This window comes from Marinomonas sp. ABL3_031 (assembly GCF_056161265.1).
In genome coordinates, this window is record NZ_JBSWYU010000004.1 from 217,537 (window position 1) to 237,882 (window position 20,346).

Below are 20,346 nucleotides of genomic sequence, written 5' to 3' on the forward strand. Positions count from 1 at the left end.
GTCCTTATCAAATGCTTAAGATCGACCCTGTTTCGTATCGAAAGCAGTTTGCGTTAAGGCGATCTATTATTAGATGATTTTGAATTTAATGAATAACTGTTTTAAAGCATAGGAGCCTTGATGACCCCGTATTCAAAAGATTTTCCTGTTTCTTGGGAAGAGTTGCACCGAAATGCACGTGCTTTGTCTTGGCGATTGCTTGAGCAAGGTCCTTGGAAAGGCATTATTGCTATTACCCGTGGTGGTCTAGTGCCTGCTGCTATTTTATGCCGTGAAATGGATATTCGCCTGATTGACACTATTTGCATCGTTAGCTATAGCGCTCAAGAAGAGGGTGGCGCTGCGACGAAACAAGGTAACCTAAATGTATTAAAAGGTGTGGAAGGCGACGGCGAAGGTTTTATCTTGATCGATGATTTGGTGGATACTGGTCGTACCGCGGCGAAAGTCCGTGAAATGTTACCAAAAGCTCACTTTGCTACTATTTATGCTAAACCTGCTGGTAAGCCTCTGGTGGATACCTTTATCACGGAAGTCAGCCAAGATACTTGGATTCGTTTTCCGTGGGATATGGAATATACCTTCTCAACGCCTTTGGCCGATCGCCAGTCAAAATAACGCTTTCCTACTCTTTTGATTTTCCTATAAAAATAAGAGAGATTTGAAATTTTACACAAATCTCTCGTATTTCTTACCGAATTATAGTCTACCTTTAAATATGCTTTATCAGAAAAAGTGACGAACACAATTTGTCGTTTTTAACCTGCTTTATCACTCTTACAGGAATTTTATATGAGTATTAGGTTAATGAAAGTCGCCTTGGTCGCTTTATTGTCAACTTTGGCAATATCTGCTTGGGCAGAGGGTTCGGTGGCACGAGCACAGTTTGCAACGGATGTGGTGGACCGCGAACCCATTGATGATATTGGTGATATGGTAAAAGTAGAGTACGGTGAGATTCAGCGCGTGTATTTTTTTACGGATTTACGTGGCATGTCAGGCAGTAAAGTTGTACATCATTGGAAACTTGATGGTGATGAAATGGCCGATGTCAGTTTTGAAATTGGTGGTGATCGTTGGCGCGTCTGGTCAAGTAAACGTTTGATGCCAGGCTTTGATGGCACTTGGAGCGTCGACATAGTGCAAGATGGCGTGGTGATCGAATCCCATTCTTTTGCTTACGTTGATGAAGAATAACGTTTTGGGTAAATTAAGCTAACGAAAAATCATTTTAAAGAATTTTCTTGAACACAGAGTTTTAATATTTCCCCTCAAGACCTATTCATGGCTTTATGAATAGGTCTTTTTCTTTGTATGGCGATTTATTGCTAGCCCTGCTGGAAAGGATAAATGCTGCCTAAGTTAAGTAACTGAGTCAGTTCATCCAATGCGGTTCTACTTTCCGTCAAAAGTTGTGGGTCCGCTAGGTCGGCTTCCATTAAACGATCACGATAATGTTTATCTACCCAGAGGTTAAGACGTTCAAAGTGTTGGTCATTCATCCAAATGCTAGGATTGACTGCTTGTCTTTCCGCTTCGCTTAAAGCTACCCGAAGGCGTAAGCAAGCAGGGCCTCCGCCATTGCTCATGCTTTGTTTCAGATCAAACACTTCTACTTGATTAATAGGTGCAGAAGACGCGATAACTTCTTGTAAGTATTGCCAAACCGCTGGGTTTTGTTGGCACTCACCTGGCACAATCAGCACCATATCATTATCGCCACGGCTCAAGAGTTGGCTGTTAAATAAGTAAGATTCGATGCAATCTTGAACCGATACGGCTTGGCTTGGCACTTCAATAAAATGCAGTGGGCTTTGGCGATCTCCCCACGCCTTGAGCAAGTCTTGTTGCATCTTGTGACTGTCTAAAAAAGCTTCTTGATGGTAAAAGTGCGCATTACGATTGCCGACGGCAATCACATCATTGTGAAACACACCCGCATCAATGACGTCAGGATTTTGTTGAGCATACACTACCTGCGATTCTGCCAAACCATGACGATGAGCAATGGCTTGTGACGCTTCTAAGGTATGGCGAGCAGGAAAGCGGCTTGGTTTTAAGGCCGAAGCGTTGAAGGCTTCCATTCCATAGACAAAAAATTCAATCCCAGCCGCATCGTATTGATCACAAAAACGCGTGTGATTAGCCGCGCCTTCATCACCAAAATGTTCCACGCTTGGCAAGGCTTGATGATGAGTAAAATGCTCAGGGTCGGCAAAGCTGGCGCGTAAAATGGCGCTGGTGGTTTCATGTTCGATAGAACGATGGAACTTGTTGACCAAGTTTGCGGTACTAAAATGCAGTTTGCCATCGTTTGTGTCGGCACTGGGTGACACTGTGGCCGCATTAGCTGTCCACATACAGGACGCCGAGCTGACCGCCGCCAACAGCTTAGGGGCCTGTTTGGCCACTTTTGTCAAAATTTGTGTGTCGGTACCGGTAAAGCCCAGTTTGCGCAAGGTGGGCAAATGTGGACGTTCATGTGGTGCTAAAATTCCTTGTGCAAAGCCCATGTCGGCCAAGGCTTTCATCTTAGCCAAGCCTTGCTTAGCAGCGGCTTTTGGATTGGATGCCTGCGCTGAGTTTTTCAACGAGGCGACATTGCCAAAAGACAAACCACTGTAATTGTGTGTTGGACCAACGAGACCGTCAAAGTTGGCTTCGCATGCTGAATTCATAATGGCCTCTTACTCTTTGCTTCTTGGAAGTGTTAGAGCCTGATAGGAGTTAAAAAATTAAAGCGTTAAACCGGGTGCCAAAGACTCAGGCGTAGTGAGCCTGTCGACTTCTATACTGGCGACAGGGTAAGCGCAATAGTCTGCTGCGTAGTAAGCGCTCGCTCTGTGATTGCCACTCGCACCTGTACCACCAAATGGCGCAGCGCTGGAAGCCCCCGTTGTTTGACGGTTCCAATTAATAATGCCCGCCCGACTGTGTTGCAAGAAACGCTCGTACTCTTGTCTGTCGTCAGACAAAATGCCCGCCGATAAACCAAACTGAGTGTGATTGGCAATGGTCATGGCTTGTGCCAAATCATGGTATCGAATGACGGTTAGCAAAGGGCCAAAGTATTCTTGATCCGGCAAAATGTCTTGAATCTGAGTGGCATCGACAATGGCAGGGCTAACAAAACCGCTGTCACTGGTACCACGAGTCATGGCAACCAAAGGTTGTGCGCCTAATTCAAGCAACTTTTGGTAGGCTCGAACTAAACCGTCTGCTGCTTGGGCGGATACCAATGGCCCGATGAAAGGTTGAGGATCGGCATCAAAACGATCGACTCGAATGGCGTTGGTGGCAGTGATCAACTTTTCTAATACGCGGTCGCCAACTTCCCCATGTGGGACTAACAGACGGCGCGCACAAGTACAGCGTTGTCCCGTTGAGATGAAGGCCGATTGAATGATTTCGTGCACCGCTGCGGTTTCATCTGATACTTTATTGGAGACGATTAGCGGGTTGTTTCCGCCCATTTCCAAAGCCAATATTTTCCCAGGATGACCGGCAAAGTCTTTATGCAGCAAATGACCCACTTGTGGGCTGCCGGTGAAGAACAAACCATCGATTCCTGCATGATTGGCCAGTGCAACGCCCGTCTCTCTTTCTCCTTGAACCAAGTTGAGCACACCGTCTGGAATGCCTGCTTGTTGCCAAAATTGTATTACTAAATCCGAGGTGGCCGGCGTCTGTTCGCTGGGCTTGAAAACCACCGTATTACCGGCAATCAAAGCAGGAATAATATGGCCATTAGGTAAATGACCGGGAAAGTTATAAGGGCCGAATACCGCTACCACGCCATGTGGACGATGACGTAATATGGCCTTCGCACCCGCTATATCATTTTCCTTGTATCCGGTTCTTGCTTCATAGGCTTGTTTGGAAATCGCAAACTTGCCAATCATGGCAGCCACTTCGGTACGGGTTTCCCATAGGGGCTTACCGGTTTCTCGGCTGATGATCAGCGCCAGTTGTTCCGTGTTTTGTTTTAGCAAAGCCACAAAAGCTTCGATGATGCTTAGACGTTCATTTAACGGTCGATTTGCCCAGCTCGGAAAGGCTTGGCGCGCCGCTTCAACGGCCAAATCTACTTGCTGAGCTGAGGCTGCGTTGGCTTGCCAGACGAGGCTGGCATCACTGGGGTCGATAGAAGTAAAGGAGTGACTTTCGCCTCTTTGCCATTGGCCATTAATATAGTGAGCTTGTTTCATATCGCCTCCTAAGGGTTATTCGATTGTGGGTCGGCAGATAATTCAACGATGCGAACCTGATCGTGGCCAGTTAAGCAAAGCGCATCGGCTTCTTCTTGAGTCAATTGGATTGGCTCTTTGCGGGACACTTTACGTTGCACCAATAGACATCGGAAATTGCTTATTTTGGTATTGGCCACTAAGAAACTAATGTCGTCTTCCTGTGGTTGGATCGCTGCTGAAATCACCACGTCTTTGAGGCGACTATCGCGTACCGCTCGTATGTCTTGTACCCTGGCTTCTAAGCTTGGGCCGCCATCAAAAATGTCCACGTAATTTTCGTAGCGGAAGCCTTCTTTTTCCAATAATCGACGTGCTGGTAGCGTGTTTTGGTGAACTTCGCCCAATACCGCACGCGCTTCTGCCGGTAACAGATTGACGTATACAGGGTTGTTGGGCATCAGTTCGGCAATAAACTGTTTGTTACCTTGCGCCGTCAGTTCGTCGGCTTGTTTGAAGTCGATTGAGAAGAAATGGCGACCTAGAGATTCCCAGAAAGGCGAAACGCCATTCTCATCACTGACGCCGCGCATTTCGGCGAAGATTTTTTCCGTAAAACGCTCTGGGAATTGCGCTATAAACATAAAGCGCGATTTAGATAACAACTGACCATTCTTTGAATGACGATAGCCTTCTTCTAAAAATAAAGTACAGATTTCGCTGCAGCCAGTGAAGTCGTTATTGAGTATCAAGGTGGGAATGGCATTATGAACGTTCAACTCGCGAGACGCGTGAGTAATGGTGCCTAGGTGGTAACTGTAAAAAGGCTCATCTAAGCCTACCGTGGCCAACATGCCACAGGTGCCAACAATTTGTCCTGTCGATGTGTCTTCCAATACCATCAGGTAGTCTTCATTTGTTGGTTTAGTGATATCTTGTTTTGCAAAAGAGGCTATTGCACGAGCGATTTTCTTTTCCAACATAGTCTCGTCTGTGACCAGAGAGGTAAAGCCGATGCCTGTAAGTTCGGTCAATCGATGCAGCTGTTGTAAATCTTCTGATTGAATAGGGCGAATGACCATCATGGGCGCTGTCCTCTTAATATTTCTTGTGTTGATCTCGTGTTTTATAAGGCAAACTCGTTCGGTATGTTGTTGTCGACGTTTACACTGATATTTCGGCCCATTGAATGCGACTGCCCACTTTAATATCTAATTGTTCTAGGGTTTCCTGATTTACTCCAAGGCCTGCTGATTGTGGCTCGGCATGAGCGTGGATAACGCGAAATTGTGCTAAATGTCCTGTAGCAATCAAGTATTGCTGCGCTTGTGCTGTCGTATTGATGTTGAGTACTTTACCGGTTTTATGTTTGACGACCGTATTCAGCTGGTGCGTTTGCGCTTCCACACTGGGGCCCGCATCAAAAATGTCCACGTAACCATGAAATTCAAAGCCTTCCGCCAGTAATATGTCTGCACTTTGGCTGGATTCTTCATGGACTACACCGATGGCCTGCTGTGCTGCATCGGGTAAGGTGGGAACATAAATGGGGTAACGTGGCATTAAGTCGGCAATAAAATGTTTGTTGCTGACACCTGATAGGTAATCGGCTTTTTTAAAATCCATGTTGAAAAAGTGTTTTCCAAGCGCTTCCCAAAAAGGCGAATGACCTTGTTTATCACTGTCGCCACGTAACTCAGCGAAGACTTTTTTGGTGAAGCGTTCAGGGTAACGGGCCATGAAAAGTAGACGCGCCTTGGAAAGCAGTGACACGGCTTGTGGGTTTTGATGAGCCTTATCGACAACTAGGGCAATTAAGCGGCTATTGCCATTGTAGTCATGGCATAGAAATAAAGCTGGGATACGATTGTGAATTTGCAATTGAGGCGAAGCATGTACCACTTCGTCGATACGATAACTGTAAAAAGGCGTATCTGTACCAACTATGGCATCGATACCGCAACAACCGACGACTTTATTGCGGCTGGTATCTACTAGCACAAACAAGTAGGATTCATCTCCCGGTTGGTTGATGTCTGCTTGCAGTGAACGTTTTGAGGTCGCAATTTTGTCATTTAGGCGATCGCGATTTGCCGGTAGGTTAGTAAAACCAATACCAGCTTGCTTGGCGATGCGTTCCAAGGCTGGGAGATCAGCGAAGTCAGCGGGGCGAACGAGATACATAGGGCAACCTAGTTGTTTCTGATAAAAGAATTATTACCTACTTCTCTTAGCTTGGTAAGTTGGATTTTTTCGTATTTGCGACTTGGATTTCCAATATTTGGATAATTTAGGTCGTATTTTAGTAATAAAGAGGTGTTTTCATGGTGAAGTCTGGCGTTTATCAACATTATAAAGGCGCTGAGTATTGGGTCGAACGTGTGGTGAAGCACAGCGAGACAGAAGAAGAATTGGTGATTTATCAGGCTTTGTATGGTGAGTTTGGCTGGTGGGCCAGACCAAAAGAGATGTTTTCTGAAAGTGTTGAAGTGAATGGCGAAGTGATTCCGCGTTTTGAGTGGATTCGCAGCACTCGAAACGCGAAATAAGCGCTCTCAAAACGCTTTAGTTAGGTGGGGGGATGCATCCAAGGGGATTCACGCATAAAGGTGATGATTTTCTCTCTTAGCCAGCGGTGCGCTAAGTCGTTATTGAATCTTTCGTGCCAGCAAATGTGGATTGGATGGCGACCATTGTATTCGTCTAGTTCAATCACTTCTTCAGGAATTTCGATCAATTTCACTGGGTAGAAATTGTTCTTCTCACACATTAGTTGTAAGAATAAATCGCCAATAGAGCGTGATGTCACCAGTGCCATTCCTCGTTTTACCGCTTGCATGGCTACCATCAAGCTGTCGGTTTCTAACGATGGCTGAATAATGTGCCCACGTTGTCTTAACTTTTGCTCGGTTTTGGTAAAGGTGGTTTTGTGATCACTGCGTAAATGGTGCGTTACCACTTTGTGATCCAATAATTCAGACACAGTCACTTTGTCCTGTTGGAACAAAGGGTGCGCTTCACTTAAGATGATGCAGGCTTCCATATAACCGATTAGTTTACTGCGCACATTGTTGGGGGTATCACTGACACGCATGATACCAAGGTCGGCATTACCAGAAATAATTTCTTCAAAATGAGACTCACCCCAAGAGCTGATCGACAAACGTACTTTGGGTGCTTCATAGTGCATAGAAGCCAGTAAGGCTTCGATGAAATTTTCCAAATCGCCTTCATCAACACGCAATTTAAAACGTCTGTCTAGGGTTTTCAGATCCAATGCATTGGGACTCATTAAATCCGATAAAGAGCCTAGAATTGGCTGGATGGCATCGTGTAATTCCGTTGCTCTGGCGGTCGGCGTCAAACCATAAGCCTGTCGAGTAAACAAGGTGTCTTTGAACAACTCGCGTAGCCTTTGTAGGCTTTTACTTAACGCAGGTTGAGTGACACCCAGTTGCTCAGCGGCACGAGATACGCTGCCTTCTTCCATTATGGTAACGAAGGCGACGAGTAACTTAATGTCCAGTTTTAAGATGTCGTCTAAATGCATAATCCACTCGCAAAGTTAAAAGTCATCGAGCTTGGCGTGAACAGGCTAAGCTCGATGGTGAATCAGAAATGCTCTACTGGAAGTCCTTATGAGAGCGGTATTTAACGCGGAACAGCATGGCGTAGAACACAGGCACTGCAATCAAGGTCAAGATGGTGGCAAAACCTAAACCAAAGGAAATCACCACTGCCATGCCTTCGAAGAAAGCATCGAATAAGAGTGGAATCATACCTAAGATAGTCGTAATGGCTGCCATACAAACGGGGCGTACACGACTGACCGCTGAGTTAAAGATGGCCTCATAGGTTTCTGTGCCTTGTTCTAACTCATATTTTATTTGGTCGGCCAGGACGATACCGTTTTTCACCGTCATTCCAGATAAACTCAAGAAGCCCAATAGCGCCATAAAACTGAATGCTGAGTTCATGACTATTAAGCCAGTTGATACACCGATCAGTGCCAAAGGCACGCAGAACCAGATGGTCAATGGTACACGCACTGAGTTAAACAACAGAATAGTAATGATAAACATGAACAGATAACCCATAGGTAAGGCCTTAAAAATATTATCCTGAGCATCGGTACTGTTTTCATATTCACCACCCCATTCTAGGCTGTAACCCGGTGGTAATTCGATGGCTTCAATGGCACCTTTGGTACGACTGAAGATCGCCATAGCGGTTTCGTCACCAAGGATCTTCGGATCGGCCATCACAGTGATGGTACGTTTACGATCGCGACGTTCGATGATGGGGTCTTCCCAAACGGTTTCAAAACCAGATACCAAGGTGGATAAGGTCACATAAGAGCCAGATGCCGGACTGTAGATCTGAAGATCTCGTATCTGATCAATCGACATGCCTTCGTTTTCAGGGGCTTTACGGACGATAGGCAGTAAATCCGTACCTTCACGATACAAGCCAATTTGAGCCCCTGTGAAGTTGGTTAACAAGACTTCGTCCAGTTCCGTTTTGCTAATGCCTAAGCGACGTGCTTGCGCATCGTTAAAGATGGGTCGTAGAACTTTAACTGGCTGACGCCAATTGTCTTTGATGCTTTCCAAGCCGCCATCAGCACGATAGATGTCTTGGATCTGTGCGCTGATTTGACGCAACATTTTTGGATCTGGACCGCTGATGCGGGTTTCCAACTTGGCGCCACTGGCCGGCCCTAATTGTAGGCGTTGAAGTTTCAACTCCAGTTCAGGATACTCTTCCTGCATTTTGAAATACAGGTCTTGTAATAATCCAGGAATGTCTTCTTTGGTCTTGGTGCGCACAATGAATTGGGCATAACTTGAGTTGGTTTGCTCCGCATTGTAGGTCAACATGAAGCGTAATGCCCCTTGTCCCGTGGTGGACGCAACAAACTCAATACGATCATCTTTGAGGAGATCTTCCTCAATATCGCGGACTTTTTCATAGGTGCTGTCAATGTGCGTGCCTTCCGGTAGCTGAATATCCATATAGAACATGGGGGTAGTGGAAGGAGGGAAGAATTCTTGTTTAACAAACTGGAGGAATGCCCAACCTGCTGTTAGCAAGCTAACGATCAAAAGAAATACGGTTATCCAACGGTAATGCATAGCTTTATCTAATAAAAACTTATAGCCCGTGAAGATAAAACCTTGGTATGGGTCGATTGTTTCTGTGCTTTGGTCATCAGTGCCAGTGTCACCTTGTGCGATTGTCTCTTTAAAGAACAAGTCACAGAAGAAAGGCGTTAATGTAATGGCCGTAATCCAACTGAGGAAAAGTGAAATCAGCAATACATAGAATAGAGAACCAACAAATTCACCCACGGAATCTGGAGATAAACCAATGGGGGCAAAGGCGGTGATGGCAATAATGGTCGCGCCTAACAGGGGCCACTTGGTTTGTTTGACAACGTCGCTGGCGGCTTGCAACTTGGTTTTACCCCGTTGCATGCCAATCAATACCCCTTCGGTCACCACGATGGCGTTATCCACCAGCATACCTAGGGCAATGATCAAACCACCAAGCGAGATCCTTTGTAGGTTGATCTGGAAGTAATCCATTACAATGAAGGTGCCCAGAATGGTTAGCAACAGGATAATACCGATCAAAATACCAGAGCGAATGCCCATGAAGACCAAGAGTACCAAGATAACGATAGCAACTGCTGCGACTAGGTTCATCAAGAAGTCATAAACGGAGCGATCTACTTCTTTTGATTGGAAGTAAATGGGATCCATACTGATGCCAACAGGTTGTTGATATTTTAATTCTTCAATACGTTGATCTAAACGTTTACCGACCTTTACTACGTTGACATTGTTGGAAAAAGACACACCAAGTAATAAGGATTCGGCGCCATTGTAGTCAACAATGTGGGTTTTCGGCTCAACGTATTCGCGTTTGATGGTAGCGATGTCTTTCAATCGAATGAGGTTACCGTCGATCGGCGTACCGACGATCAGATTTTCCAGTTCGGAAATGTCTTTAAATTCACCCGTTGGGCTAATGCGAATGTATTCGCTGCCGACTTTGACGCGACCCGCATTTGAGACACTGTTCTGGTTAGCAAGTAAGGTTTCTAATTGGCTGGGTGCAATGCCCATGTTGGCCATCTTAGAACGAGAAATCTCAATGGCAATTTGCTCGTCTTGTTCTCCAGCGACCGTCACCTTGGCGACACCTTCCACAAGCACGAGTTCACGTTTCACATAATCTACGTAGTTTTCTAGGTCTTTGTAAGGGTAGCCCTCACCGTGAATAGCCAACATGACACCGTATACGTCACCAAAGTCGTCCAACACCATAGGCGTATTGACACCAGAAGGGAAAGAGCCGGAAATATCACGAATTTTCTTCCGTACTTCGTCCCAAATTTGTTTCAACTGCTCAGCACGATAAGTATCTTTGATGGTAAGTTGTACTTTCGAATAACCCGCTTTCGAAGTGGATACTATCTTATCGACGTATGGCAGGTTTTGCAGTTCACGCTCGATTGGATAGGTTACTTCCTCTTCCACTTGCTCTGGAGAAGCGCCAGGGTAAGTAGTGATGATTAAAGAGTCTTTGATGGTGAATTCAGGGTCTTCCAGCTGACCAAGGTCGGTAAAAGCCACGACACCACCAACCAATAGGATAAGTGTTACCATCCAACTGGTGACTTTGCGTTTTATGAAATAAGCAGCAATATCCATTATAGGCCTCGCTCACGTGTCCATGGTCGAACTTCCATGCCTTCTGTCAGGCTATGAATACCTGCAGCAACCACTTGTTCACCAGGCGAGACGCCATTGATGATTTCCACTTGCGTGCCTTCTAATGCGCCTAACTCAACAACGCGCGAGATGACTTTTTTTGAATCTGGATTATACACCCAAACGGTGCTATTGGATTTGCCAGTGTCGGTATTTTCGTGACGCATTACTGCTTCGACGGGCACGGTGATGTGACGTTTTGAGCCTAATAAGGTGCTGACATCAATGTCCACATTGGCCGTCATGCCTGGCAGTAGGGTGTGCTGATTGTTGTCATCGCGAATCAAGTGCATAGTGACTTCATAAGCCATGGTGGTCGCATTCGGCGAGGTGTTATGCTCTTTATAAGCAGCATAGAATACTTCGCTAGGTGCAACATCGACAATGACGCGTGGGCGGTAATCGGAATGTGTGCCTTTGATGCTAACCACAAGACTTTCAGGAACTTCGAAATCCACATCGAGCTGATCAATATTTTGAATGTGCATCAAGGCCTGTGCAGCACTTATGTATTGGAAGTTTTCGGTATTGACAGTAGCAATGACCCCATCAAATGGCGCATACACTTTAGTGTATTTGAGCTGGTTGCGCGCTGTTTGAAGGGCGTTATTGGCTTGATCCAAGTTGGCTTTGCTGGAATCATATTCCGCTTTGGTGGTGGCGTTTTGTTTGAAAATCGTTTGGATACGTTTGAACTGAGCGTCTGCCAAACGTTGGTTGGCTTCGGCTAACTCGACCTCCAATGTAAAATCGGTAGGATCTAAAGTGGCCAATAATTCGCCTTTTTTGACTCTTTGACCAGCGACTACATTCAAGGTTTGTAATTGCCCACCGACTCGGAAAGCGATATCGGCTTCTTCGCTGGCTTGTAATTCAGCTGGGAAGCGTCGGATGCTAATGGCGTCAGTTGATTGAATGGTTAATAGTTTAACGGGACGAATGATATCTTTTACGGTGGCGGTTTCTTCAGGGTTTTCAGGTGAACAAGCGGTCAGCAATAGCGAAGTCGCTAGGGTGACGCCCATCATTAAATTGAGTCGCTTGGCGCGTGTCATTGGAGGCTCCGTCAATAAATTGAAAAGATATTAGATGAATGTATTTTATATCTCTGTGTTTAGGATATAAATTTTTAAATATATATTAAAGATATATCATCTAGGGAATACCGTCAGTGAATTTGCACTTATTAAGGATGCCTAGGTGATTGTTTAAGTCGTTTTGTCTAATTCCTCTAAGAAGGTTTCTAATACTAAATTGTTTCTGGCTCCCTTGCGCGTAATAGCCGAAAACTGGGTAATGTAGCGGCATTCATTAGGCAAAATAGCTCGCATTCGACCATCTCGAACCCAATGATCAGCGACATGATCAGGTAAAAAACCGATATAACGCCCTGTTAATATCAAAAAAGCAATACCTTCTCTGTCTGTTGCGGTGGCGCTGGTGTTAAGAGGTTGGTGCTGTGCTTTGACTTCTGGTGTTTGAGCATAAGCTGGTAATACCGCATCATAATGTTTTAGTTTGGCTTTACTCATGTCTTGGTCTGACAGGGTAAATAATGGATGATGATCGCTGCAATACAGCTTGGATTCTTCTTCATATAGGTGATGGTAATCCAAACCACTTAACACCTTTAAATCTGGCACTATGCCAATATGTAAACCGCCGTCGAGCACACCTCGTTCCACTTCCGTGGGAGGTATCATTCGAATATTCACTTTGACTTTTGGCCCTTTGTCTTTTAGCCCTGCCAAAGAATGGGTGATGCGAGTATGGGGCAAGGTTACTAAATTGTCGGTAATTCCTATGTTGAGTTCACCCTGTAAATGCTGGTGAAGGGCATTAATTTGTGTACGGAAGTCTTCAATGGAAGAGAGCAATTGCAGAGTGTATTCATAAACTTGGCTGCCTTCGTTGGTCAGTGAAAAACCTGAGCGACCACGTTGGCAAAGGCGAAATCCCAAACGTGTTTCCAAATCGGAAATGGCAATACTGATGGCTGCGCGACTGATGTTAAGTTCGACCTCAGCTGCCGAAAAACCACCGCATTCGACGACCGTACGATAAATACGCAAAATACGTAGATCCGCATCACTGATTTGACTTTGAAAACTTTTCATTATGCTCAACCTCATTGGGTAATCGTCGTATTTTAAGGGAGCTTGGACTCACCCTAATAAATAAAATCCGTTTAACTCTTAGTTAATCTATTGGTTAACTAAAAGTTAATGAAATTAGCTTTTTATAATCTATTTCGCTTGGCATAGTAGGGTCAATAGTCTGTATAAAAACAGCGATTTTTTTGAAAATAAAGACGACAAACGGGACATTTATGGAACTTATTGGACACATTATTGGTGGTAAAACATCACATGCTGCAACTCGTAAACAAGCGGTTTTTAATCCGGCAACCGGTCAAGTCGCGAAAGAAGTGGCCATTGCGCCACGAGCAACCGTGGAAGAAGCCATTGCAGTGGCCCAAGCTGCGTATCCAGAGTGGCGCAATACTCCGCCGTTAAAGCGTGCTCGAATCATGTTTAATTACAAAGCCTTGCTAGAAAAACACGCTGATAAGATCTGTGAATTGATAGGCGCTGAGCACGGTAAAATTTGTCATGATGCTGCTGGAGAATTGCAGCGAGGCATTGAAAATGTCGAATACGCTTGCGGTGCGCCAGAATTGCTTAAAGGTGAGTACAGCAAAAACGTTGGTCCGAATATTGATTCTTGGAGCGAATTCCAGCCTCTTGGCGTGGTCGCGGGGATTACCCCTTTCAATTTCCCTGCCATGGTGCCCTTGTGGATGTTCCCAATGGCCATAGTGTGTGGCAATACTTTTGTTCTTAAGCCTTCAGAGCGAGACCCAAGCACAGCCATTTTTATAGCCGAACTGCTGCATGAAGCTGGCTTGCCACCAGGGGTATTTAACGTGGTGAATGGGGATAAAGAAGCGGTTGATACCCTGTTAGAAGATAAGCGTGTAAAAGCAGTGAGTTTTGTTGGCTCAACACCCATTGCGGAATACATCTATAGCAAAGCCAGCGCCAATGGGAAGCGTTGTCAGGCATTAGGCGGCGCGAAAAACCACGCCATTGTGATGCCAGATGCGGACATGGACAATGTGGTGAGTCAATTATTGGGCGCAGCTTTTGGGTCATCTGGTGAGCGTTGTATGGCGCTGTCCGTTGCTGTGGCGGTGGGCAAAGCGGCAGGCGATGAGCTGGTTGCTAAGATGAAAGCGGCAATGGCACCATTAAAAGTGGGTGAATGCTCTGATAAAACAAACGACTTTGGCCCTGTGATTACCAAAGAGCATAAAGACAAAGTGGTTGGCTTTATTAATAGTGCAGAGCAACAAGGGGCGACAGTGGTAGTGGACGGACGTGATCCGCAAGTAGTCGGTTATGAGAATGGCTTCTTTGTTGGTGCGACCTTGATTGATGGGGTGACCAAGGACATGGAATCCTATCAGCAAGAGATTTTTGGTCCTGTTTTGCAAGTTATTCGTGTCGACACCATGGAAGAGGCCATGACCTTAATTAATGACCATGAATATGGTAATGGTACTTGTATCTTTACCCGTGACGGTGAAGCAGCGCGCTACTTCTCTGACCATATTGAAGTGGGCATGGTAGGCATTAATGTGCCTTTGCCGGTACCTGTTGCTTATCATAGTTTTGGTGGTTGGAAGCGTTCTTTGTTTGGTGACTTGCATGCTTATGGCCCAGACGCGGTGCGCTTTTACACCAAGCGTAAAACCATTACTCAGCGTTGGCCGTCAGCGGGGGTACGAGAAGGTAAGAGCTTTGCCTTCCCTTCTTAGTTAGATGTGACATTTGTCTTTTTAAGTTCATTGTTAAGCTATCTAGACAGTAATGTTTGATTGACCGCTATTGGCTCTCTGCCATAGCGGTCTTTTTTCGTGAAATTAAATGAAATTGCTTTGAAAGACCTTAGTTTCACTGGGAAGTGGTGTTTTTTTGAACTAGTATGTTAGCAGCTAGTCATGTTGTTGGGTTCATTAGTGCGCTATGAAGATTATTACGTTTTTGCCAAGTGGGCTGAAAGGCTTATTTCTCACCCTCACTCTGTTATTGTCAGCTTGTGCTTCCATGGATAATCAAGAGGTCTCGGAAACGCAATCCATCACCTTTGAAATCGAAGACAATACGGCATATATGTCGGGTATTTTAGGTTCTCGCTTGGTAGAGCAATTAACGGCTTTTCTTGCCGAAAATCCTAATGTGACTGATTTGGTGTTAGTGGATGTACCAGGTTCTGTTGATCAACAGGCTACCATGGATGCGGCTCGATTAATTCGTCGTTTGGGGCTCAATACGCACATTGCCACCACAGGCTATGTTTTGTCGGGTGGTGTGGATTTGTTTCTTGGTGGGGTTGAGCGATCAATCGGCGCGGGAGCAGGTGTGGGGGTTCACGCTTGGTCGGATGGCACAAGGGTGAAAGCCTCTAGTGCTAATGTGGCTGATCCGATTCATGCAACTTATGTAAACTTCTATTTGGAAATGGGCGTGCCTGAGCGTTTTTATTGGTTTTCTTTAACCGCAGCCCCTGCCGATCGAGTGTACTTTTTGTCGCCTGAAGAAGTATATGATTTTCAGCTAGCCACAAAATAACTTCTCAATGATAACGGAGGGCGTATGGAACAAATCGAGTTATTTGTCATAGAAAGCCCTTGTCGCGGCATTTGTGAAAATACCAAAAAAGGATTTTGTAAGGGGTGTTTGCGTAACCGAGATGAGCGCTTTCATTGGTTTTCCTTGTCCAATGAAGCGCGTTTTCATGTTTTAGAACTTTGTAAACAACGTCGAGCGCGTTTGTTAAAAGCCCGCCAAGAGAAGCTTGAAGCCCTATCTGAAAAAGCGTTGCCATATGGCATAGAGGATGAGCCGGTGGAGGATTTATTTGCGGATTCCTTACCCGAAAATGGCCTCTAAGGCTTCGGATAATCTTTCTACCCCTATCACTTTCATGCCATCAATGGGTTTTTTAGGACAATTGGCCTTTGGTACAACGGCTTTGGTAAAACCATGTTTGGCGGCTTCACTGATGCGCTCTTGTCCAGAAGGAACAGGACGAATTTCACCTGACAGCCCAACTTCGCCCAGCACCACCAGATCATGAGGTAAGACTTGATCTCGGAAGCTAGAAACCACAGCAGCAATGGCGGCCAAATCAGCACTGGTTTCTAACACTTTGACGCCACCGACCACATTTAGGTACACATCCTGATCGGCGGTTAATAAACCACCGTGTTTGTGGAGTACCGCTAGTAGCATGGCCAAACGATTGTGATCAAACCCCACTGTGACTCGTCTAGGGTTGCCAAGCGCAGAATCGTCGACTAAGGCTTGCAGTTCAACGAGCAATGGTCGAGTGCCTTCCCATACCACCATGACTAAGCTACCGGCTGCCGGATGATTGCTGCGATTGAGAAAAATGGAACTGGGGTTTTTGACTTCTTTTAAGCCGTTTTCCAACATGGCGAAAACGCCTAATTCATTGATCGCACCAAAGCGGTTTTTCATGCCACGTAAGGTGCGAAAACGTGAATCTTCCGAGCCTTCTAGTAATACCGAACAATCTACCATGTGTTCTAATACTTTTGGCCCTGCTAAGGTACCGTCTTTAGTGACGTGACCTACCAGCAAGACTGCGGTTTGGGTTTGCTTGGCAAAGCGCGTTAATACCGCTGCGCTTTCACGAACTTGTGACACGCTCCCCGGTGCGGATTCAATGCCATCTAAGTGCATGACCTGAATGGAGTCAATCACAATGACTTTGGGTTTGACTTGCTGTGCTACATTGAGAATGGTTTCAACATTCGTTTCCGACAGCATCTTGAGGTTTTGTGTCGGCAAACCAAGACGATTGGCACGCATGGCGACTTGTTGTAATGACTCTTCGCCCGTGACATACAAAGCGCTTTGCTTCTGTGCAAGCCAGCACATGGTTTGCAGCAAGAGCGTACTCTTACCCGCGCCTGGATGGCCGCCGATTAACACTACGCCGCCTGGTACTAAACCGCCGCCCAGCACTCGATCAAACTCATTGGCTCCGGAACTGAAACGCGGCACATCGGCCAAATCCACTTCGGATAAGTCTTGAATACCTGTTGTAGCGCCGGCGTAACCTAGGGTTCTAGCATCCTGGCTGGCCGCTACTCGTGCTGAGGTTTTTCCAGAAGATAGGCGTACTTCTGAAAGGGAGTTCCAGGCGCCACAGGCCTGACATTGGCCTTGCCATTTGGCGTAGTCTGCACCGCATTCATTGCAGACAAAGGCGGTTTTTGCTTTAGCCATTTGTTTCTCTTAGTTTGCTTGTCTTGGTTAACGTCCATGTTATCACAGGGCGAATATTACTTGATGGCTGTTACTGGCTTTTCCAGTTTAGCGAATACAGGTCAATACGACGGTCTTTTAGGTTATTGACCGAACCTTCACTTCGCGTCAGTTTTAGCTTATCTAAGTCCAAATCTGAGAACATGATCATTTCCGTGTTTGGTGTGGTTTCTGCCATGACGGCATCGTGTGGATAGGAAAAGTCTGAAGGAGAAAATACTGAGCTTTGCGCGTACTGTATGTCCAGATTTTCTACTTGTGGTAAGTTGCCACAACTACCACAGATCACCACATAACATTCGTTTTCAATGGCGCGTGCTTGGGCACAGCGGCGTACTCGCAGGTAACCATTTTTAGTGTCTGTCCAGAAAGGGACAAATAGAATGTCCATGTCTTGAGAGGCTAATAGACGACCCAGTTCTGGGAATTCCACGTCATAACAAATTAAAATACCGACTCGACCCGCATCCGTATCGAACACCTTTAAATCATGACCACCCTCGATGACCCAATCGCGGCGTTCGTGCGGGGTGATATGAATTTTCTTCTGTTCCTCTACTGTGCCATCACGACGACATAGGTAGCTGACGTTATAGAGAGTGTCATCTTCCATTAATGGCATGGAACCGGTAATCACATTAATGTTATAGCTGACCGCTAATTGTGACATTTCATTTCTAAAGCGTTCGGTGAAACTGGCTAGAAATCGAATGGCTTCCGTCTGGTTGCTTTGGTCAGGGCTTAAGCCAATTAAAGGCGCATTAAAGAACTCAGGGAAGAGCACAAAGTCACTTTTATAGTCGGAGACTGCATCAACAAAGTATTCAACCTGTTTCAACAGTTCATCAACGCTTTCAACCTCACGCATTTGCCATTGGATCGCGCCAATACGCACCTGGGTTTTACGAGATTGGATAACAGTGGTTTCTGGTGCGAAAAAGATGTTTTTCCATTCCAACAAGGTGGCATAGCCTTGGGATTTTTCATCTTCTGGCAAGTAACGCTTCATTAAGCGAGTTACTTGGAAATCGTTGGAAAGTTGGAAGGTCAAAATAGGGTCATAGATTTTTCGCTCGCTGACGGCTTCCAAATATTCTGCCGCCGTCATTTCATGGGCATGTTCATGATAATTCGGAATACGACCACCGGCCAAAATGGCTCTGAGATTGTGTTGGCGACACAATTCCTTGCGCGCTTCATACAAACGACGTCCCAATCGATAACCACGATAATCAGGTGAAATCAGTACGTCCAAACCGTACATGGCATCACCCATTGGGTCATTTAAGATATTTTCCTTTTGATCTACTAAATCATCATAAGTGTGTGGGTTGCTGAATTTTTGGTAATTCACTTGTACAGAAAGGGCAATGCCTACGATCTCGCCATGATCTTCTAGACAGATCTGACCCTCAGGAAAATCTTTTATCAGCTTGTGAATGGTATGCTCAGGCCAAGCGCCCCCAATATCATGATAAACCTTGTCCATTAGGGTTTTGACTTGGGTGTAATCTTGATTGGTGATGTTGCGAATTTTTAAATGTAAATCTTCACGCATGTTCAGTGAGCCCCTTTGAGCTTGGTATTCTCGATAAAATTTGATGATAACCTATTGACGAGATAGGGTGATATTTTCTTTTAAATCCCTTCATAAGAATTTAAGAAGCTGAAAAAGAAAACCCCCGCCGAGGCGAGGGTTTGATCTCAATTAAGAGAGTAAGACGAGATTAACAGGGTCTTACTTTTTGAATTCTGGGTACGCTTCCATACCACATTCAGATAGGTCAACACCTTCGTATTCTTCTTCTTCGCTAACACGAACACCCATGATAGCTTTGATGATCAACCAAACTACTAGGCTGGTTATGAATACCCATAAGAAGATAGTTAAGGCACCTGCGATTTGACCGCTGAAACTTACGCCGTCGTTAGTTAGAGGCACTGCTAGTAGACCCCAAAGACCAACCACACCGTGAACAGAGATAGCACCTACTGGATCGTCGATTTTTAGCTTGTCTAGAGTCAAGATAGAAACCACTACGATTAGGCCACCGACAACACCGATTAGCGTTGCACCTAGAGCCGAAGGAGTAGAAGGCTCTGCAGTGATAGCAACTAGACCCGCTAGCGCACCATTAAGTAGCATAGTGATATCGGCTTTACCGAATAGAATACGAGCAAGCAATAGTGCACCGATTGCACCACCAGCCGCTGCTGCATTGGTATTTAGGAATACCATGGCGACAGAGTTAGCGTTAGCAATATCACCTAGTTTCAATACTGAACCACCGTTGAAACCAAACCAACCCATCCACAGGATGAAAGTACCTAGTGTTGCTAGAGGTAGGTTAGCACCAGGAATGGCGCGTACTTCGCCGTTAGGACCATATTTGCCTTTACGAGCGCCAAGCACAATAACACCAGCTAGAGCAGCTGCTGCACCTGCCATGTGAACGATACCAGAACCTGCGAAATCAGAGAAACCAAGGTCGCCAAGGTTGAACATACCGAATACATCGTTGCCACCCCAAGTCCAAGAACCTTCCATTGGGTAGATGAAGGCTGTCATCACTACCGCAAAGATTAGGAAAGACCATAATTTCATGCGCTCAGCAACTGCACCAGAAACGATAGACATAGCGGTTGCTACGAATACTACTTGGAAGAAGAAGTCAGAAGCGCCAGAGTAGATAGAACCGCCTTCAAAACCACCGTCACGGCCAGCAAAGTCAGTTAGAGTTGAAGCAACGTCTACATCTTGAATACCCGTTAGGAACCAAGTGCCACCGTACATGATTGAGTAGCCACATACTAGGTACATGATACAAGAGATCGCGAACAAAGCGACGTTCTTGGTCAGGATTTCCGTGGTGTTTTTAGCACGTACTAGACCTGCTTCCAACATGGCAAACCCAGCTGCCATCCACATAACCAGTGCGCCACACACCAAGAAGTAGAAGGTGTCCATGGCATATTGTAAGTGAAAAATTTGATCTTGCATGTTTAGCCCCCCTAAAGGCT

17 protein-coding genes are annotated in these 20,346 nt (G+C 45.6%); 6 read left to right on the forward strand and 11 right to left on the reverse strand.

From position 1 onward, the window contains the following. Positions 1–120: 120 nt before the first annotated feature. Both gpt and ACXAH2_RS07115 read left to right on the forward strand, forming a co-directional pair. Positions 121–618 carry a xanthine phosphoribosyltransferase gene (gene gpt, locus ACXAH2_RS07110; protein WP_475077480.1) on the forward strand — a complete coding sequence of 166 codons (498 nt, stop codon included), beginning with the start codon at positions 121–123 and terminating at the stop codon, positions 616–618. Positions 619–792: 174 nt separating this feature from the next. Continuing rightward, the gene (locus ACXAH2_RS07115) at positions 793–1,197 is read left to right on the forward strand and encodes a DUF2914 domain-containing protein (protein ID WP_475077481.1); all 405 of its coding nucleotides are present in this window, start codon (positions 793–795) and stop codon (positions 1,195–1,197) included. Between the two features lie 131 nt (positions 1,198–1,328). Here the strand turns inward: ACXAH2_RS07115 and astB are convergent, their stop codons facing one another. The 4 genes from astB to ACXAH2_RS07135 form a co-directional block, all read right to left on the reverse strand. Then, a complete protein-coding gene (astB, locus tag ACXAH2_RS07120; RefSeq protein WP_475077482.1) occupies positions 1,329–2,678 on the reverse strand; it encodes an N-succinylarginine dihydrolase in 1,350 nt (449 codons plus the stop codon). Positions 2,679–2,735: 57 nt separating this feature from the next. Further along, on the reverse strand, positions 2,736–4,208 hold the full coding sequence (gene astD, locus ACXAH2_RS07125; RefSeq protein ID WP_475077483.1) for a succinylglutamate-semialdehyde dehydrogenase: 1,473 nt from the start codon (positions 4,206–4,208) through the stop codon (positions 2,736–2,738). 8 nt (positions 4,209–4,216) lie between these two features. Further along, positions 4,217–5,272 (reverse strand): arginine N-succinyltransferase, encoded by a 1,056-nt coding sequence (astA, locus tag ACXAH2_RS07130; RefSeq protein WP_475077484.1) that lies wholly within the window; start codon positions 5,270–5,272, stop codon positions 4,217–4,219. Positions 5,273–5,351: 79 nt separating this feature from the next. Then, entirely contained in the window at positions 5,352–6,371 is a 1,020-nt protein-coding gene (locus tag ACXAH2_RS07135; protein WP_475077485.1) for an arginine N-succinyltransferase, read from the reverse strand. Between the two features lie 140 nt (positions 6,372–6,511). Here ACXAH2_RS07135 and ACXAH2_RS07140 point away from each other — a divergent pair, with 140 nt between their 5' ends. Then, entirely contained in the window at positions 6,512–6,736 is a 225-nt protein-coding gene (locus ACXAH2_RS07140; RefSeq protein ID WP_475077486.1) for a DUF1653 domain-containing protein, read from the forward strand. Positions 6,737–6,756: 20 nt separating this feature from the next. Here ACXAH2_RS07140 and ACXAH2_RS07145 read toward each other — a convergent pair whose 3' ends face one another. The 4 genes from ACXAH2_RS07145 to ACXAH2_RS07160 all read right to left on the reverse strand — a co-directional run bounded on the left by ACXAH2_RS07145 (position 6,757) and on the right by ACXAH2_RS07160 (position 13,083). Further along, positions 6,757–7,737 (reverse strand): LysR family transcriptional regulator, encoded by a 981-nt coding sequence (locus ACXAH2_RS07145; protein WP_475077487.1) that lies wholly within the window; start codon positions 7,735–7,737, stop codon positions 6,757–6,759. 73 nt (positions 7,738–7,810) lie between these two features. Beyond that, positions 7,811–10,906, reverse strand: coding sequence for an efflux RND transporter permease subunit (locus tag ACXAH2_RS07150; RefSeq protein WP_475077488.1), 3,096 nt, complete (start codon positions 10,904–10,906; stop codon positions 7,811–7,813). Beyond that, positions 10,906–12,021: an efflux RND transporter periplasmic adaptor subunit gene (locus ACXAH2_RS07155; protein ID WP_475077489.1), complete on the reverse strand. Its 1,116-nt coding sequence runs from the start codon at positions 12,019–12,021 to the stop codon at positions 10,906–10,908. Before ACXAH2_RS07155 ends, ACXAH2_RS07150 begins: the two co-directional genes overlap by 1 nt. 153 nt (positions 12,022–12,174) lie before the next feature. Further along, positions 12,175–13,083 carry a LysR family transcriptional regulator gene (locus ACXAH2_RS07160; RefSeq protein WP_475077490.1) on the reverse strand — a complete coding sequence of 303 codons (909 nt, stop codon included), beginning with the start codon at positions 13,081–13,083 and terminating at the stop codon, positions 12,175–12,177. Positions 13,084–13,295: 212 nt separating this feature from the next. On the opposite strand from ACXAH2_RS07160, the gene ACXAH2_RS07165 reads away from it, so the two are divergent. The 3 genes from ACXAH2_RS07165 to ACXAH2_RS07175 all read left to right on the forward strand — a co-directional run bounded on the left by ACXAH2_RS07165 (position 13,296) and on the right by ACXAH2_RS07175 (position 15,921). Then, positions 13,296–14,786, forward strand: coding sequence for a CoA-acylating methylmalonate-semialdehyde dehydrogenase (locus ACXAH2_RS07165; RefSeq protein WP_475077491.1), 1,491 nt, complete (start codon positions 13,296–13,298; stop codon positions 14,784–14,786). A gap of 208 nt (positions 14,787–14,994) precedes the next feature. Then, positions 14,995–15,600 carry a COG3904 family protein gene (locus ACXAH2_RS07170; RefSeq protein WP_475077493.1) on the forward strand — a complete coding sequence of 202 codons (606 nt, stop codon included), beginning with the start codon at positions 14,995–14,997 and terminating at the stop codon, positions 15,598–15,600. A gap of 24 nt (positions 15,601–15,624) precedes the next feature. Beyond that, a complete protein-coding gene (locus ACXAH2_RS07175) occupies positions 15,625–15,921 on the forward strand; it encodes a DUF1289 domain-containing protein (RefSeq protein WP_475077495.1) in 297 nt (98 codons plus the stop codon). Here the strand turns inward: ACXAH2_RS07175 and radA are convergent. From radA to ACXAH2_RS07190, 3 genes are all read right to left on the reverse strand, one after another. After that, a complete protein-coding gene (gene radA / locus ACXAH2_RS07180; protein WP_475077497.1) occupies positions 15,901–17,286 on the reverse strand; it encodes a DNA repair protein RadA in 1,386 nt (461 codons plus the stop codon). The two genes, ACXAH2_RS07175 and radA, sit on opposite strands and share 21 nt — an antisense overlap. Before the next feature lie 70 nt (positions 17,287–17,356). Then, a complete protein-coding gene (locus tag ACXAH2_RS07185; RefSeq protein ID WP_475077499.1) occupies positions 17,357–18,883 on the reverse strand; it encodes a GNAT family N-acetyltransferase in 1,527 nt (508 codons plus the stop codon). A 180-nt stretch (positions 18,884–19,063) separates the two neighbouring features. After that, positions 19,064–20,326 (reverse strand): ammonium transporter, encoded by a 1,263-nt coding sequence (locus ACXAH2_RS07190; RefSeq protein WP_475077501.1) that lies wholly within the window; start codon positions 20,324–20,326, stop codon positions 19,064–19,066. Positions 20,327–20,346: the final 20 nt, after the last annotated feature.

Bases quoted from the DNA above. Each gene is read 5' to 3' on its own strand.
- gpt (WP_475077480.1), top strand. From the start codon at position 121: ATGACCCCGTATTCAAAAGATTTTCCTGTTTCTTGGGAAGAGTTGCAC.
- ACXAH2_RS07115 (WP_475077481.1), top strand. From the start codon at position 793: ATGAGTATTAGGTTAATGAAAGTCGCCTTGGTCGCTTTATTGTCAACT.
- astB (WP_475077482.1), bottom strand. From the start codon at position 2,678: ATGAATTCAGCATGCGAAGCCAACTTTGACGGTCTCGTTGGTCCAACA.
- astD (WP_475077483.1), bottom strand. From the start codon at position 4,208: ATGAAACAAGCTCACTATATTAATGGCCAATGGCAAAGAGGCGAAAGT.
- astA (WP_475077484.1), bottom strand. From the start codon at position 5,272: ATGATGGTCATTCGCCCTATTCAATCAGAAGATTTACAACAGCTGCAT.
- ACXAH2_RS07135 (WP_475077485.1), bottom strand. From the start codon at position 6,371: ATGTATCTCGTTCGCCCCGCTGACTTCGCTGATCTCCCAGCCTTGGAA.
- ACXAH2_RS07140 (WP_475077486.1), top strand. From the start codon at position 6,512: ATGGTGAAGTCTGGCGTTTATCAACATTATAAAGGCGCTGAGTATTGG.
- ACXAH2_RS07145 (WP_475077487.1), bottom strand. From the start codon at position 7,737: ATGCATTTAGACGACATCTTAAAACTGGACATTAAGTTACTCGTCGCC.
- ACXAH2_RS07150 (WP_475077488.1), bottom strand. From the start codon at position 10,906: ATGGATATTGCTGCTTATTTCATAAAACGCAAAGTCACCAGTTGGATG.
- ACXAH2_RS07155 (WP_475077489.1), bottom strand. From the start codon at position 12,021: ATGACACGCGCCAAGCGACTCAATTTAATGATGGGCGTCACCCTAGCG.
- ACXAH2_RS07160 (WP_475077490.1), bottom strand. From the start codon at position 13,083: ATGAAAAGTTTTCAAAGTCAAATCAGTGATGCGGATCTACGTATTTTG.
- ACXAH2_RS07165 (WP_475077491.1), top strand. From the start codon at position 13,296: ATGGAACTTATTGGACACATTATTGGTGGTAAAACATCACATGCTGCA.
- ACXAH2_RS07170 (WP_475077493.1), top strand. From the start codon at position 14,995: ATGAAGATTATTACGTTTTTGCCAAGTGGGCTGAAAGGCTTATTTCTC.
- ACXAH2_RS07175 (WP_475077495.1), top strand. From the start codon at position 15,625: ATGGAACAAATCGAGTTATTTGTCATAGAAAGCCCTTGTCGCGGCATT.
- radA (WP_475077497.1), bottom strand. From the start codon at position 17,286: ATGGCTAAAGCAAAAACCGCCTTTGTCTGCAATGAATGCGGTGCAGAC.
- ACXAH2_RS07185 (WP_475077499.1), bottom strand. From the start codon at position 18,883: ATGCGTGAAGATTTACATTTAAAAATTCGCAACATCACCAATCAAGAT.
- ACXAH2_RS07190 (WP_475077501.1), bottom strand. From the start codon at position 20,326: ATGCAAGATCAAATTTTTCACTTACAATATGCCATGGACACCTTCTAC.